This window comes from Phenylobacterium aquaticum, assembly GCF_022695515.1.
Taxonomy (GTDB): domain Bacteria; phylum Pseudomonadota; class Alphaproteobacteria; order Caulobacterales; family Caulobacteraceae; genus Phenylobacterium; species Phenylobacterium aquaticum.
On sequence record NZ_JALDPT010000023.1, the window covers coordinates 1 to 14,104 of the forward strand.

14 protein-coding genes and 1 pseudogene are annotated in these 14,104 nt (G+C 68.2%); 6 read left to right on the plus strand and 9 right to left on the minus strand.

Annotated elements, in window-relative coordinates:
- Nucleotides 1-379: 379 nt before the first annotated feature.
- On the plus strand, nucleotides 380-1,276 hold the full coding sequence (locus tag MQH10_RS16280) for a hypothetical protein (RefSeq protein ID WP_242565075.1): 897 nt from the start codon (nucleotides 380-382) through the stop codon (nucleotides 1,274-1,276).
- A gap of 3 nt (nucleotides 1,277-1,279) precedes the next feature.
- Here the strand turns inward: MQH10_RS16280 and MQH10_RS16285 are convergent, their stop codons facing one another.
- The 9 genes and pseudogenes from MQH10_RS16285 to fabD form a co-directional block, all read right to left on the minus strand.
- Complete coding sequence (locus MQH10_RS16285) at nucleotides 1,280-2,260, minus strand: aldo/keto reductase (RefSeq protein WP_242565076.1); 981 nt, start codon at nucleotides 2,258-2,260, stop codon at nucleotides 1,280-1,282.
- A gap of 70 nt (nucleotides 2,261-2,330) precedes the next feature.
- Nucleotides 2,331-2,663 carry a c-type cytochrome gene (locus MQH10_RS16290; protein WP_242565077.1) on the minus strand — a complete coding sequence of 111 codons (333 nt, stop codon included), beginning with the start codon at nucleotides 2,661-2,663 and terminating at the stop codon, nucleotides 2,331-2,333.
- Nucleotides 2,664-2,671: 8 nt separating this feature from the next.
- Nucleotides 2,672-3,331, minus strand: coding sequence for a guanylate kinase (gene gmk, locus MQH10_RS16295; RefSeq protein ID WP_242565078.1), 660 nt, complete (start codon nucleotides 3,329-3,331; stop codon nucleotides 2,672-2,674).
- Nucleotides 3,321-4,205, minus strand: a complete 885-nt coding sequence (locus tag MQH10_RS16300) for a YicC/YloC family endoribonuclease (protein ID WP_242565079.1) — start codon at nucleotides 4,203-4,205, stop codon at nucleotides 3,321-3,323. Before MQH10_RS16300 ends, gmk begins: the two co-directional genes overlap by 11 nt.
- Nucleotides 4,205-5,206, minus strand: a complete 1,002-nt coding sequence (gene mltG / locus MQH10_RS16305; protein WP_242565153.1) for an endolytic transglycosylase MltG — start codon at nucleotides 5,204-5,206, stop codon at nucleotides 4,205-4,207. Before mltG ends, MQH10_RS16300 begins: the two co-directional genes overlap by 1 nt.
- Before the next feature lie 101 nt (nucleotides 5,207-5,307).
- Nucleotides 5,308-6,591: a beta-ketoacyl-ACP synthase II gene (fabF, locus tag MQH10_RS16310; protein WP_242565080.1), complete on the minus strand. Its 1,284-nt coding sequence runs from the start codon at nucleotides 6,589-6,591 to the stop codon at nucleotides 5,308-5,310.
- Between the two features lie 79 nt (nucleotides 6,592-6,670).
- Nucleotides 6,671-6,910, minus strand: coding sequence for an acyl carrier protein (locus tag MQH10_RS16315; protein WP_056019455.1), 240 nt, complete (start codon nucleotides 6,908-6,910; stop codon nucleotides 6,671-6,673).
- Nucleotides 6,911-7,049: 139 nt separating this feature from the next.
- Nucleotides 7,050-7,787 carry a 3-oxoacyl-[acyl-carrier-protein] reductase gene (gene fabG, locus MQH10_RS16320; RefSeq protein WP_242565081.1) on the minus strand — a complete coding sequence of 246 codons (738 nt, stop codon included), beginning with the start codon at nucleotides 7,785-7,787 and terminating at the stop codon, nucleotides 7,050-7,052.
- 149 nt (nucleotides 7,788-7,936) lie between these two features.
- A pseudogene (gene fabD, locus MQH10_RS16325) lies at nucleotides 7,937-8,880 on the minus strand (ACP S-malonyltransferase).
- Between the two features lie 163 nt (nucleotides 8,881-9,043).
- Between fabD and MQH10_RS16330 the strand changes: the two are divergent.
- The 5 genes from MQH10_RS16330 to MQH10_RS16350 all read left to right on the plus strand — a co-directional run bounded on the left by MQH10_RS16330 (nucleotide 9,044) and on the right by MQH10_RS16350 (nucleotide 14,104).
- Nucleotides 9,044-10,129, plus strand: coding sequence for a zinc-binding dehydrogenase (locus tag MQH10_RS16330; RefSeq protein WP_242565082.1), 1,086 nt, complete (start codon nucleotides 9,044-9,046; stop codon nucleotides 10,127-10,129).
- Nucleotides 10,130-10,449: 320 nt separating this feature from the next.
- The gene (locus MQH10_RS16335; RefSeq protein WP_242565083.1) at nucleotides 10,450-10,779 is read left to right on the plus strand and encodes a Plug domain-containing protein; all 330 of its coding nucleotides are present in this window, start codon (nucleotides 10,450-10,452) and stop codon (nucleotides 10,777-10,779) included.
- A complete protein-coding gene (locus tag MQH10_RS16340; protein WP_242565154.1) occupies nucleotides 10,755-12,812 on the plus strand; it encodes a TonB-dependent receptor in 2,058 nt (685 codons plus the stop codon). Before MQH10_RS16335 ends, MQH10_RS16340 begins: the two co-directional genes overlap by 25 nt.
- A 144-nt stretch (nucleotides 12,813-12,956) precedes the next feature.
- On the plus strand, nucleotides 12,957-13,430 hold the full coding sequence (locus tag MQH10_RS16345; protein ID WP_242565084.1) for a hypothetical protein: 474 nt from the start codon (nucleotides 12,957-12,959) through the stop codon (nucleotides 13,428-13,430).
- A gap of 104 nt (nucleotides 13,431-13,534) precedes the next feature.
- Entirely contained in the window at nucleotides 13,535-14,104 is a 570-nt protein-coding gene (locus MQH10_RS16350; RefSeq protein WP_242565085.1) for a carboxymuconolactone decarboxylase family protein, read from the plus strand.

Consider the following 14,104-nt stretch of genomic DNA (forward strand, 5'->3'; position numbering starts at 1 on the left):
CTGCGCCCGCCGCTGACGCCGCCGCGGCCCCGGCCGCTCCGGCCGCCGCCGCCATGGCCCCGGCGCCCGAGAAGAAGTAAGACCAGATCCTTCTGGCGCGCGGCCGGTCCCCAGGGATCGGCCGCGTATCGCCAAGTCCGCCGCGCCCCAAACGGGGCGCGTTTTTGTATCTGCGGCAACCATGTCTTGTGTTGATTGCGCGCTACTCTGTTTCGTAGCAACTTAGTCGCTCCGGCGCGCGCCGAATCCCCGTACCGTGCGTATGGCTGCACTTGCACCGCAGTGTCAGGGACCGGCGTTCAAGACGATGGATGATGTCGAGTACGGCGCACACCGGCCGCAAAGCCGGCAAGTGATGGCCCTCTCCATCGATTTTCTCTTGAAGACTATCGATATCGTCACCCGATCCATGGACGGGGAGCCGGTGACCGCCGTGGTCTATCTGGCGATCTCCCAGGCCAATCTGCGCGCCGTCTTCGAGGCCGCGGGCGAAGACCTGCGCTATGCGGCCTTCATCAACAATCCAGAAGACGCCATGCGCACGCCGGTCAGCGTGCTGGCCGTCGCCCGCGATCTGGACCTGCCCTATGAGACGACGCGCCGGCATGTGGGCAAGCTTCAGGCCCGCGGGCTCTGCCGGCGGGCGGCCGACGGCGGGGTGGTGATCCCCCAGGGCGTCTCGACCAGCCCCGCCGCGGAGGCGGCGATGGAGACGCTGTGCCAGCTGACCTATCGCTATGTCGTCGACCTGGCGGCGATCGGGGTCCAGGCGCCGGCCCGGCGCAAGCCGGTCGCGCCCGATCTCAGACGCATCGCCAGCCGGGAAGCGGCCTATTACGTGCTGAATCAGGTGAAGCTGGCGCGCACCACGGTGGGCTTGAGCCTGAGCACGGGGCTCCTGCTGCTGGCCATCATCCGCGCCAACGCCCTGCACCTCTTGAGCGACGCGGAGCGCCGGCAGGCCCATGCGGACGGCGCCTTCGGCCTGGACGTCATCGTGCCCGACGACATGCGCCGGCCGATCACCACCTATGCGCTCGCCACCGAAATCGAGATGCCCTACGAGACCGCCCGCCGGCAGGTGGGCTGGCTGGTGGAGGCGGGGCTCTGTGAGCGGCGGGGCAAGGGGCTGATCGTCCCGGCCCGGTCGCTGATGCGGCCGGAAATGCTGGAGGCGGTGAGCGTGAACTGGGCGGAGACCCAGCGCTTCCTGGCCGCGCTGGGCCGGCTGGGGATCGGCCCGGCCCAAGCCCGAAAGAGCCTCGGCCGGGGCTGAGGGTCAGCGCTCGGTGTCGACCGAGGCCTGCATCATGTCGTTGTAGCGCGGGCCCACGACCGTCTTGTCGTTCACGATCGCATCGACCTTGGCCATGACCTCGGGCGACAGGGTGACGTCCGCGGCCTTGGCGTTCTCGATCATGTGGGCCGGGCTGGTGGTGCCGGGGATCGGGACGATGATCGGGTCCTTCTGGAGCAGCCAGGCCATGCAGAGCTGGGCCGGGGTGCAGCCCGCCTCGCGGGCCAGGGCCTCGAACGCGGCGAACATCTTCAGATTGGCCTCGAAGGCCTCGCCCATGAAGCGCGGCATGGCGCGGCGGAAGTCGCCCTCGGTCAGGGCCGCCGCATCGCGCACCCCGCCGGCCAGGAAGCCCCGGCCCACCGGGCTGAAGGCCACGAAGGCCACGCCCAGCTCGCGACAGGCGTCGAGCACGGCGATCTCAGGGTTGCGGGTCCACGGGGAGTATTCGGTCTGCAGGGCGGCGATAGGATGGGTGGCGTGGGCCTTGCGCAGGGTGGGCGCGGAGACCTCCGACAGGCCGATGCTGCGGATCTTGCCTTCCTTCACCAGGTCGGCGAGGGCGCCGACGCTGTCCTCGATCGGCACGCGCTTGTCCCAGCGGTGCAGATAGTAGAGGTCGATGACGTCGGTCTTGAGCAGCTTGAGGCTGAGCTCGCAGGTTTCCTTGAGCACCTCCGGCGCGCCGTTCAGCTCGCGCTGGGTTCCGCGGCTCAAGCCCGCCTTGGAGCAGAGCACGATCTTGTCGCGGTGCGGGCCGAGCACCTCGCCGACCAGGGTCTCGTTGTGGCCCAGGCCATAGACGGCGGCGGTGTCGAAGAAGGTGTAGCCGGCGTCGAGCGCGCCCAGCAGCACCTGTTCGGCCTGTTCGCGCGGGGGCGGCGGGCCGTAGGCGTGAGACAGGCTCATGCATCCCAGGCCGATCGCCGACACCTCAAACTCACCCACGCGACGCTTTTGCATGTTCCGCCTTCCCCAAACGATTGTTGGGTCTGAGAAGGGGGTTCAGGCCCGCCCGGTCAAGGGGCGACGGCTATTTCTTCGGGGTCTCGAGGGTCTTCAGATAGGCGATGAGGTCGTTGCTGGCCGCCTCGTCGAACTTGAACACCGGCATGCCGTGGTGGCCGGTGGAAATCCCCTCGACCAGGGCCTCCTGGATGTCCTCGACCGGATAGCGTTCGTGCAGGGTGCGGAACGGCGGGGAATGGGGATTGGGGCTCGCGCCATAGGGGCCGATCGCGTGGCAGGCCGAGCAATAGTCCTGGGCCAGCTGATGGCCGTGCGCCACCTGCGGAGTCTCGTCGGCGTGGGCCGCGACGGCGAAGCCGAGGGCCAGAACCGAGGTCAGGAGCAGGCGCGATCGCATCGGAGACCCTATTCTTCCTCGCCCAGCCCCTTCACGAAGTCGGGCAGCCAGGGATTGCGGCCGGGTTTCATGCGTTCGGCCCGGTAGATGTGGCCGAGATCCGCATAGGCGCGGTCGAAGTTCTTATTGACGATGACATAGTCGTATTCGGCCCAATGGGTGATCTCCTCGCGGCCCAGGATCAGGCGCTTGGTGATCACCTCCTCGGAATCCTGGGCGCGGGCGTGCAGCCGGCGCGCGAGATCCGACCAGGAGGGCGGCAGGATGAAGACCTTGACGCTGTCGTCCGGCGCCTTGGCCTGGACCTGGGCGGCGCCCTGCCAGTCGATGTCGAACAGGACATCGTGGCCGCCTTCCAGCGCGGCCATGACCGGCGCCTTGGGGGTGCCGTAGAGATTGCCGTTGACCTCCGCCCATTCCAGGAACTCGCCGGCGTCGATGCGGGCCTTGAACGTGTCGCGGTCGATGAAGAAGTACTCGCGCCCCTCCTCCTCGCCCGGCCGCGGGGCGCGGGTGGTGCAGGAGATCGAGAGCATCAGGTCGCCATGGTCAGCCACCAGGCGGCGCGACAGCGAGGTCTTGCCCGCCCCGGCGGGGCTGGAGACCAGCAGCATCATGCCGCGGCGCTGGGTCTCCCAGGGTCTCGGATGATCACCGTCACTCGACATTCTGAACCTGCTCCCGGAATTGCTCGATCACCGCCTTGAGCTCGAGCCCCGTCGTCGTCAGGTCGGGCAGGGCCGACTTGGCGCACATGGTGTTGGTCTCGCGCATGAACTCCTGGGTCAGGAAGTCCAGGCGCCGGCCCGCGCCGCCATCGGCGGCCATCAGGGTGCGGGCGGCCGCGATATGGCCCGTCAGCCGGTCCAGCTCCTCGCGGACGTCGGCCTTCACCGCCATAGCGGCGGCCTCGACGACGATGCGGTCGACAACCTGGGCGCTGTCGCCGGCCAGCTCGGTCATGCGCCGGGCGAAGCGCTCCTTGATCACCGCCGGCTGTCCGCCGGCGACGGATTCCGCGGAGGCCACCAGGGCCTCGACCTTGTCGATCAGTCCGGAGAGGACGCCGGTCAGGCTGGCGCCCTCCTCCCGACGGGCCGCCAAGAGGCCGTCGAAGGCCTGGGCGACGGAAGCGCTCATCGCCGCCTCGAGGGCCGACAGCACCTCGGGATCGTCCGCGCCGGCCTCGGCCTCCACGACGCCGCGCAGGGCCAGGAGGCCGTCGAGCCGGGGCGGCGCGGCCAGGCCTTCGGCCACATAGGGCGCGCCGGCGGCGAGATAGCGTTCCAGCTGGTCGAGATTGATACGCACGGCGCCCGCGCCCTCGGCCCGCTTGGCGGTCAGGGTGACATTGACCTGGCCGCGCTGGAAGCGGGCCTGGGCCGCTTCGCGGGCGGCGCGTTCAAGGCCGTCGAAGCCGTTGGGCCCGCGGAAGCGGACCTCGAGATTGCGGCCATTGACCGATCGGGCCTCGACCGCCCAGCTCCAATCGCCGAGCGCCCCTTCCGCCCGGCCGAACCCGGTCATGCCGCTGAGGGCCATCAGGGCTGAGCCTTGACCTTGGCGCCGTCCGCCTCGGGCGCGCCGCCCGCCAGGGGCTCAGGCGCCGACTGGGCCTGGGCGTGCTGGCGCTCGACATCGCGCCACTTGGCGACGTTGCGGTTGTGCTCGTCCAGGGTCGACGCGAAGACGTGACCGCCCGTGCCGTCGGCCACGAAATAGAGTTCCGTGGTCTTGGGCGGATCGAGCACGGCGGCCAGGGCCGCGCGGCCCGGATTGGCGATCGGCGTCGGCGGCAGGCCGTTGATCAGATAGGTGTTGTAGGGCGTGGCTTGGGCCAGCTCCGAGGCGCGGATGCCGCGGCCGAGCGGCTTGCCGCCCGAGATGCCGTAGATGATCGTCGGGTCGCTCTGCAGCCGCATGCCGATGCGCAGGCGGTTCAGGAACACGGCGGCGACCCGGGGCCGTTCGCTGGCCTTGCCGGTCTCCTTCTCGACGATGGAGGCGAGGGTCACGGCTTCCATGGGCGTGGTGAAGGGCAGGCCCGGCTGACGCTTGGCCCAGAGCGCGGCGAGCAGCTCGTCGCGGGCGTCCATCATCTTCTTCAGCACCTTGGCGCGGTCGTCGCCGCGCTCGTACTGATAGGTCTCGGGCAGGATCGTGCCCTCGGCCGGGGCCGGGGCGTCGCCGGTGAGGTCGGTCTTCTTGGCGAGGATCTCGACGACCATCTCGCTGGTCAGACCCTCGGGAATGGTGACCTGGTGGCGGACGATCCGGCCGTTGCGGATGTCGTCCAGGATGCGGGCCATGGAGGCGTGGCTGGGGAATTCGTACTCGCCGGCCTTCATGCGCCGCGCGGCGCCGGTGATCTGGGCGGCGGTAACGAAGATGGCGCTGGAGCGCACCACCCCGGCCCTCTGCAGGGTCGAGGCGATCTCCGGCAGGCTGGCGCCGTGGCGCAGTTCGACCGTGGTCGAGTCCCCGGATTTCGCCGCAGGGCCCGCGCCCTGATAGGTCCAGACGGCCCACAGAAGGACGGCCATGACGACCAGGGCGAAGGTGAGGGCCGCACTCAGGACGGTGGTCAGCAGTCGACGCACGGGCGAGACGCCTCCCCTCGATTTTCCGGCCCTGCGCTTGGTGCTCACGTGACCTTCTTGAAAATCACGGAGGCGTTGGTGCCGCCAAAGCCGAAGCTGTTGGACAGCGCCACATTGATGGCCATCGGTTTCGCCTTGTTGGGGACGAGATCGATCTCCGTCTCCACCGAGGGATTGTCGAGATTGATGGTCGGCGGGGCGATCTGATCGCGGATGGAGAGCGCCGTGAAGGCGGCCTCGATGGCGCCGGCGGCGCCCAGCAGGTGGCCGGTGGCCGACTTGGTGGACGACATGGTCAGGCCCTGGGCCGCATTGCCCATCAGACGGGTGACGGCGCCCAGCTCGATCTCATCGCCGAGCGGCGTCGAGGTGCCATGGGCGTTGACGTAGTCGATGTCGGAGGCCTGGATCCCGGCGTCCTTGATCGCCGCGCGCATGGCGCGGAAGCCGCCGTCGCCGTCATCGGCCGGGGCGGTGATGTGATAGGCGTCGCCGGCCAGGCCGTAGCCCACGACCTCGCAATAGATCTTAGCGCCGCGGGCCTTGGCGTGTTCGTACTCTTCCAGCACCAGGACGCCGGCGCCCTCGCCCATCACGAAGCCGTCGCGGTCCTTGTCATAGGGCCGGCTGGCCTTTTCCGGGGCGTCGTTGAAGCCGGTGGACATGGCGCGGCAGGCGATGAAGCCCGCGACGCCGACCGGGCAGATCGCGGCTTCCGCGCCGCCGGCGATCATCACGTCGGCGTCGCCGTACTTGATCAGCCGGGTCGCATCGCCGACCGCGTGGGCGCCGGTGGCGCAGGCGGTGACGACGGAGTGGTTGGGCCCCTTGAAGCCGTAGCGGATCGAGACCTGGCCGGAGGCGAGGTTGATCAGGGCCGAGGGGATGAAGAAGGGGCTGATCCGGCGCGGGCCCTTGAGGTGCAGCTCGACGCTGGTGCGCTCGATGGTGCCCAGGCCGCCGATGCCGGAGCCGATGATGACCCCGGTGCGTTCCTTGTCCTCGTCGGTTTCCGGAACCCAGCCGGAGTCGGCCACGGCCTCGTCAGCCGCCGCCATGGCGTAGAGGATGAAATCGTCGACCCGGCGCTGATCCTTCGGCGCCATGGTCTTGTCGGGATCGAAGGCGCCCTCGACATCGGCGCCGCCGCCGCCGCGGCCATCAATGCGCGGCACCTCGCAGGCGACCTGGCAGGCGTATTCGGCGGGATCAAAGCCGCTGATGCGGCCCGCGCCCGACTTGCCGGCCAGGATGGCCTTCCAGCTCAGTTCCCGCCCCTGTCCCAGAGGCGTCAGAAGACCGATGCCGGTGACGACGACACGACGCATGCGGAGGCTCCAAAACGCAGACCGCCGCGCCTTACAAGAAGGGCGCGGCGGTCAAATCTTCGACGAAAACCCGGGCTGATTAGGCGCCCAGACGCTCTCCGATGAACTTCACCGCGTCGCCGACGGTCTGGATGTGTTCGGCCGCGTCGTCGGGGATTTCGATGTCGAATTCCTCTTCGAAGGCCATGACCAGTTCGACGTTGTCGAGGCTGTCAGCGCCCAGATCGTCGATGAAGCTAGCCTTCTCGGTGACCTTTTCCGGGTCGGCGTCCAGGTGTTCGATGACGATCTTGCGCACGCGCTCAAGGATGTCGGACATTCGTATAAGTCCCTGTTGTTCAACTGATCCATCTGCGACAGCCGACAGGATGTCAACCGCTCGCGGAATTCGGGTTTGAGACCTGCGCCTCGCCGGTTCGGGGTCGCCGTAGCATGTTCGCTTCGGCGAGGCCAGCCGGTCAGATCATGGCCATGCCGCCGTTCACGTGCAGCGTCTGGCCAGTCATATAGGCCGCTTCGTCGCTGGCGAGATAGGCGCAGGCCGCCGCGACCTCATTGCCGCGGCCCAGGCGGCCGGCCGGAATAGTGGTCATGATCTGGGTCTTCTGGCCTTCGGTGAGGGCGTCGGTCATAGGGCTCTCGATGAAGCCGGGGGCCACGCAGTTCACGGTGATGCCGCGGGACGCCACTTCCTGGGCCAAGGCCTTGGAAAAGCCGATCATCCCGGCCTTGGACGCCGCGTAATTGGTCTGGCCGGGATTGCCCATGACACCCACCACGGAGGTGATGCCGATGATGCGGCCGAAGCGGCGCTTCATCATTCCGCGCATGGCCGAGCGGGCCAGGCGGAAATAGCTTTCCAGGTTCACCTTGATGACCTGCTCCCAGTCCTCGTCCTTCATCCGCATCAAAAGTCCATCACGGGTGATGCCGGCGTTGGCGACCAGGATGTCGAGCTGGCCGGCGGCGGCCTCGGCCCGTCCGACCAGGCCGTCGACCGATTCGGCGTCGGCGAGATTCGCCGCCTCGACGGAGACGCGGCTTCCCAGCTCGGCGGCGAGTTCGGCCAGGACGGATTCGCGGGTGCCCGACAGCACCACATGGGCGCCCTGGGCGTGCAGGGTGCGGGCGATCTCGGCGCCGATTCCGCCGGTGGCCCCGGTGACGAGGGCGGTCTTGCCGGTGAGGTCGAACATATCAGGTCTCTCGAGTTCCCTTCGCCCCCTTGAGGGAGAAGGTGTCAGCGAAGCTGACGGATGAGGGGTCTTGCTCCCCCGTCACGGGCGCGGCGAGGGCGGTCCCCCTCACCCTACCCTCTCCCCCGATGGGGGCGAGGGATTTTGGTTCAGACCGTCTTGGCGAAAGCTTCGAGGTCGGCGGGGGTGTTGAGGGGGACGGCCTCGGCGTCGGGGGCGATGCGCTTGGCCATGCCGGACAGGACCTTGCCGGCCCCGGCCTCGGCGAAACGGGTCACGCCGCCTTCGCCGGCCAGCCACAGCATGCTTTCGCGCCAGCGGACGCGGCCGGTGACCTGTTCGACCAGCAGACGGCGGATCTCTTCCGGATCGAGGGTCGGGCGGGCGGTGACATTGGCGACCAGGGGCGCGCGCGGAGCCAGGATGGTCGCCTGGACCAGGGCGCGGGCCATCTCATCGGCGGCCGGCTGCATCAGGGGGCAGTGGAAGGGGGCCGAGACGTTCAGCGGAATGGCGCGCGCGCCCAGCGCCTTGGCGGCCTCGATGGCGGCGTCAACGGCGGCCTTGGCGCCGGAGATCACCACATTGCCGGCGTTGTTGTCATTGGCGACGACGCAGACGCCGACCTTGGAGCCAGCCTCGGCGGCGGCTTCGGCCAGCGCCACGTCGGTCTTGGGCCCGATCAGGGAGGCCATGGCCCCTCGCCCACCGGCACGGCCCGCTGCATGGCCTGGCCGCGGAGCTTGAGCAGCCGGGCGGTGTCGGCCAGGCTGATGGCGCCGGCGGCGGCGAGCGCGGAGTATTCGCCCAGGCTGTGGCCGGCGACGAAGCCCGCCTTCTCGATCGAGACGCCGAATTCCTTGTCCAGGGTGCGGATGACCGCCAGGGACACGGCCATCAGGGCCGGCTGGGCGTTTTCCGTCAGCGTCAGGTCGGCCTCGGGGCCGTCCTTCATGAGGGCCGAGAGCTTTTGGCCGAGCGCATCGTCGACCTCCTGGAAGACCTCGCGGGCCGAGGCGAAGGCCTCGGCCAGATCGACGCCCATGCCGATGGCCTGGCTGCCCTGTCCGGGAAAGAGGAAGGCGAGGGTCATGGCGGAAACTCCCGATGTGGCGCAGGCGCGCCGTGCCGATTCCGAGGCCGCGAGGGTTAGGGGATTAGGGGCCGGCGGGCAAGTTTGCGGCGGTGACGTCGGGTCAGACTGGAAATCCGCACGGCCAGCCCGCAAGCTGGTGAAAACACAACGGGAGGTCTCCATGCGCGCCGTCATCCGCCGCAACAAGCAACTCATCTGCGACGAGATCCCCGAGCTGACGCCAGGCGCGGGCCAAGTGCTGGTCAAGACGCTGGCCTGCGGGATCTGCGGGTCGGACCTGCACGCCCTGCATCACATGGAGCACATGATCGAGACCACGCGCCGGGCGTCCGGCGGCGGGGATCCGGGCGGGTTCGACCCGACCGCCGACACGGTGTTCGGCCACGAGTTCTGCGCCGAGATCCTCGACCACGGGCCGGGCACCACCAAGGCGCTGAAGGTCGGGACCCGGGTGGTCAGCGTGCCGGTGACCCTGACCCAGACCGGCATGGAGGCGCTCGGCTATTCCAACGCCCTGCCCGGCGGCTTCGCCGAGCGCATGCTGCTGACCGAGGGCATGATCCTGGAGGTGCCCAATGGCCTGCCGACCGACCAGGCGGCGTTGACCGAACCCTTCGCCGTGGGCGCGCACGCCGTGGCCAAGGCCAAGCTCGACAAGGACTCTGTGTCACTGGTGATCGGCTGCGGCCCGGTCGGCCTGGCGGTGATCGCGGGGCTGAAGGCCAAGGGCCATGGGCCGGTGATCGCGGCGGACTATTCGCCCCGCCGCCGGACGGCGGCCGAAATGCTGGGCGCCGACGTGGTGATCGACCCGGCGGTGGAAAGCCCGCATGCGCGCTGGGAAAGCTTCGGCGTGCCGACCGCCCGCGCCGCCCAGGCCATGGCGCGGATGATGGGCAAGACCTTCGGCCAGCCGGTGGTGTTCGAGTGCGTGGGTGCGCCGGGCATCCTGCAGGCCCTGATCGAGGCGGCGCCGGCCGGCAGCCAGATCGTGGTCGCGGGCGTGTGCATGGAGACCGACAAGATCGAGCCGGCGATCGCCATCACAAAGGAGATCGAGCTGACCTTCGTGTTCGGCTATTCGCCCGAGGAATTCGCCTACACCCTGCGCCAGCTGTCCGACGGCGTGATCGATGTCAGCCGCGTGGTCACCGGCAAGGTGGGATTGAGCGAAGTCGCGCAGGCCTTTGTCACCCTGGGCGATCCCGAGGCTCACGTGAAGATTCTCGTCGAGCCGGGCCGCTAAGCGAACGGTGTTCGAATTGCTGAAATCGCGCGCAGGTGGAGTTTCTACCTGCGCGGATTTTCGCCATGCTGATCGCGCACGCCAAAGTACTAAATACATCAAGCAATACAGGCGGTCGTCGAAGGCAGTATATCGACGAATATTGAACTCGAATATATGTGCTTTTCTGGCGACGGTTCCGCGAGAACCGGCGGGAGTCACAGACTTGTTGTCGCCTATGAGTTGACTCCAAACTGTCACACGCCGGACAACCCCGACAGATTCCGCACGCCCCCAATCTGGGGCGCGCGCGAAAGATGAAAAACATCGGGGGACTGCACATGCGAAACTTCACTCTTCGGCGGCGTTCGGCCCTGGGCGTCAGCCTGATGGCGCTCACCCTGGCGGCGCCGGCCCTGGCCCGCGCGGCCGATAATCAGGTCGAGGAACTGGTGGTCACGGCGCGGAAGCGCGACGAGGCCCTGATCGACGTGCCCTTCTCGGTCAACGCCATGAGCGAGACCAAGATGCGCGAGCGCGGCGCGACCAATATCGAGGACATCTCGCGCAGCGTCGCCGGCTTCACCGTCCAGAATCTCGCCCGGGCCAGAGCCAGGTCGCCATCCGCGGCATCTCCGCCGGCCAGCTGGTCCGCGACCAGCCCGGCGTGAAGGAGCAGGTGGGCGTCTATCTCGACGAAAGCACCATCTCGCTGTCCCTGTTCACCCCGGACCTGGACCTGTTCGACCTGAACCGCGTGGAAGTGCTGCGCGGGCCGCAGGGCACGCTGTTCGGCTCGGGCTCGCTGTCGGGCACGGTGCGCTACATCACCAACCAGCCCAAGCTCGGCAAGTTCGAGGGCGCGGTCGAGGCCACGGCCAGCCAGGTGCAGGACGGCGGCGACGGCGGCGACATCAAGGGCATGATCAACATGCCGCTCGGCGACAAGGCGGCCCTGCGGGTCACGGCCTTCGGCTCCAAGTTCCCGGGCTTCATCGACGCCGTCCAGCCGAACGGCTCGGTGCATCATGACGTGAACGACGGCGATCGCGCCGGCTTCCGCGCCGCCCTGCTGCTGCAGCCGACCGAGAACCTGACCATCACCCCGCGCATCCTCTATCAGGACATCGCGGTCCACGGGTTCAACCGGGTCGATGTGTTCAACATCCTGGCCAACCCCTACACGACCACCCGGCCGAAGGTGACCCTGGGCGACGAGAACCAGTTCACCCAGATCGGCGAGAAGTTCAGCGACAAGTTCAAGCTGGCCGACATCACCGCCAATCTCGACCTCGGGGCCATGACCCTGACCTCGATCTCGTCCTACACCGACCGCAATGTGCTGGTGGTGCGCGACGCGACGGCTCTGACCGGCTCGATCACCGGCGGCTCGATCGGCCTGCCGGCCAATGTCTACACCCTGAACGCGCCGCTCTATGACACCACCAAGGTGAAGCTGTTCACCCAGGAAGTGCGGCTGGCCTCGAAGAACGCCGAGAAGCTCGATTGGCTGGCCGGCGCCTATTACAGCCACATGGACCGCGACTACGCCCAGTACCTGGACGTCCGCGGCTTCCAGGCCCTGACCGGCATCCCGACCAAGGGCGTCCGCGCGCCGGTCGACGCGCTCTATTACTCGACCGTGCCCTACACCCTCGTCCAGTACGCGGTGTTCGGCGAGGCGACCTATCGGGTCAACGAGAAGCTGGACGTCACCGCCGGCCTGCGCCTGTCGCGCTATGACGAGAAGCGCAAGCTGACCTTCGACGGCATCTTCGCCGACACCACCATCGACTATCCCGGCCATGTGAAGGCCGACGAGTTCGCCCCGCGCGTGATCGTCGCCTACAAGGCCAACGAGGCCCTGACCTTCAACGGCCAGATCTCCAAGGGCTTCCGCCTGGGCGGGGTCAATGACCCGCTGAACAAGCCGCTCTGCAGCGCCGCCGACCTCGCCACCTTCGGCAAGCTGGCCAAGCCGGGCTTCGACAATGAGAGCGTCTGGAACTACGAGGCCGGCCTGAAGGCCAAGCTGCCCGAGGGCCGCGGCTCCTTCACCATGGCGACCTTCTATTCCGACATCGAGAACCTGCAGGCGACGGTGGACGCCGGCAGCTGCTCGTCGCGGATCATCGTCAATGTGCCGAAGGCGCGCTCGACGGGCATCGAGGCGGAACTGAACACGCGCCTGAACGAGAACTTCGACCTGTCGCTGTCGGCCTCGGCCAACAATTCGGAACTGCGCTCGAGCGTCCGGGACTCCACCGGCGCCGTGCTGCAGGCCCTGCGCAGCGGCAACCGCCTGCCGACCGTGCCGAAGTTCCAGGCCTCGGCCGCCATCGACTATATCCGGCCGATGTCGAACGGCCTGACCGCCTTCTCGACCCTGACCTGGCAGTATGTGGGCGACCGCTACACCCAGATCTCGGACCAGGAAGGCGATCCGCGCACGGTCTCGCTGTTCGGGATCGGCTCGCCCAGCGTCTCCACCCTCGCCTTCCAGCTGAAGCTGCCGTCCTACGCGCTCGGCAATCTGCGGATCGGCGTGCGTGGCGACAGCTGGGAAGTGGCCGGCTTCGTCAACAACCTGACCGACGAGCACGCCAAGCTGGCGATCGACCGCGAACGCGGCCTGCGCGCCCGCTACGGCTACCTGACCAACCCGCCCCGCACCTACGGGATCACGGTCCGCAAGACCTTCTAGTCGCCAATGGGCGCGGCCGTCCGGACCTGCGGGTTCGGGCGGTCCGTCCGTCGGGACGTTTGGTCGCACACCATTGATTTGCGCCCGATCAAGGCGCGCCGCGCGCCTCCGGTCCATGGTCCTGGGACTGGGAGGACATCACCGATGATGAACCGCGCACAGACGATCTGGGCCATGGCCGGCCTCTATGCCGCCCTCACCTTCGCCGCCGGCGTCCTGATGGGCGCGGTGCGGGTGATGCTGATCGCGCCTCTGGCCGGCGCCGTCGCCGCCGTCATGCTGGAATTGCCGATCATGCTGGCGGTGTCCTGGCTGATCTGCGGCTGGATCCTCGACCGCCCCTGGGCCTTCCGTCGGTTCCTCGATCGCGCCGCCATGGGCGTCGCGGCCTTCGCCCTGATGATGGCGCTGGAAATGACCATGGCGCTGACGATCTTCGGGCAGTCCCCGGCCGCGGTCCTGAAGGGCCTCGCCGCGCCGGCCGGGGTGCTGGGCCTGGCCGGACAGGCCGCCTTCGCCATGCTGCCCCTGGCCTGGCGCCTGCCCCAGAGCGTCCGCGCGCCCGACGCGGAGCGCCGCACCACCTATCCCGCCGCCTGGCCGCACCTGGACAGCTAGCCGGAGCCCAAACCGCTTCTTCGAACATTTGCTTTGCGGGGCGGAAGCGCAGCCCGATAGACTGGTCCTCAAGAGGGCGGCGACCGCCCCGGGAGGAGACCGGAATGCGACTGACTAGCCCGCGCATCGCGCCCCTGGCGGACCACGAGTTCGACGCCGACCAGAAGGAGATCGTGGCGCCGATGATGGCCACAGGCCGGGTGCTGAACATCTTCCGCACCTTTGTTCGGGCGCCCAAGGCGGCCAAGGGCTTCCTGGCCTGGGGCAACTACATCCTGTCCAAGCGCAACGACCTGCCGGCCCGCGAGCGGGAGATCGTGATCCTGCGCATCGGCTACCTCTGCAAGTCCGGCTACGAATGGACCCAGCACACCGAGATCGGGCTGCGAAGCGGGCTGACGGCTGAGGAGGTCGCGGCGATCAAGGTCGGGGCCGAGGCCCCCAACTGGAGCCCGGCCGACGCGGCCCTGCTGAAGGCCAGCGACGAACTGCACCACGACCAGTTCATCACCACGCCCACCTGGACCGCGCTGAAGGCCCATTTCAGCGACAAGCAGTGCATGGACGTGGTGTTCACCGCCGGCCAGTACACCCAGGTCTCGATGATCCTGAACAGCTTCGGGGTGCAGCTCGATCCGGGCCAGACCCTGGATCCCGACCTGAAGGGCTTCTGA

Excerpts from the sequence above, each read along its gene's own strand:
- MQH10_RS16345 (WP_242565084.1), top strand. The coding sequence starts at position 12,957 with ATGATGAACCGCGCACAGACGATCTGGGCCATGGCCGGCCTCTATGCC.
- MQH10_RS16350 (WP_242565085.1), top strand. The coding sequence starts at position 13,535 with ATGCGACTGACTAGCCCGCGCATCGCGCCCCTGGCGGACCACGAGTTC.
- fabF (WP_242565080.1), bottom strand. The coding sequence starts at position 6,591 with ATGCGTCGTGTCGTCGTCACCGGCATCGGTCTTCTGACGCCTCTGGGA.
- fabG (WP_242565081.1), bottom strand. The coding sequence starts at position 7,787 with ATGTTCGACCTCACCGGCAAGACCGCCCTCGTCACCGGGGCCACCGGC.
- MQH10_RS16330 (WP_242565082.1), top strand. The coding sequence starts at position 9,044 with ATGCGCGCCGTCATCCGCCGCAACAAGCAACTCATCTGCGACGAGATC.
- MQH10_RS16300 (WP_242565079.1), bottom strand. The coding sequence starts at position 4,205 with ATGGCCCTCAGCGGCATGACCGGGTTCGGCCGGGCGGAAGGGGCGCTC.
- MQH10_RS16290 (WP_242565077.1), bottom strand. The coding sequence starts at position 2,663 with ATGCGATCGCGCCTGCTCCTGACCTCGGTTCTGGCCCTCGGCTTCGCC.
- MQH10_RS16315 (WP_056019455.1), bottom strand. The coding sequence starts at position 6,910 with ATGTCCGACATCCTTGAGCGCGTGCGCAAGATCGTCATCGAACACCTG.
- gmk (WP_242565078.1), bottom strand. The coding sequence starts at position 3,331 with ATGTCGAGTGACGGTGATCATCCGAGACCCTGGGAGACCCAGCGCCGC.
- mltG (WP_242565153.1), bottom strand. The coding sequence starts at position 5,206 with ATGGCCGTCCTTCTGTGGGCCGTCTGGACCTATCAGGGCGCGGGCCCT.
- MQH10_RS16285 (WP_242565076.1), bottom strand. The coding sequence starts at position 2,260 with ATGCAAAAGCGTCGCGTGGGTGAGTTTGAGGTGTCGGCGATCGGCCTG.
- MQH10_RS16335 (WP_242565083.1), top strand. The coding sequence starts at position 10,450 with ATGCGAAACTTCACTCTTCGGCGGCGTTCGGCCCTGGGCGTCAGCCTG.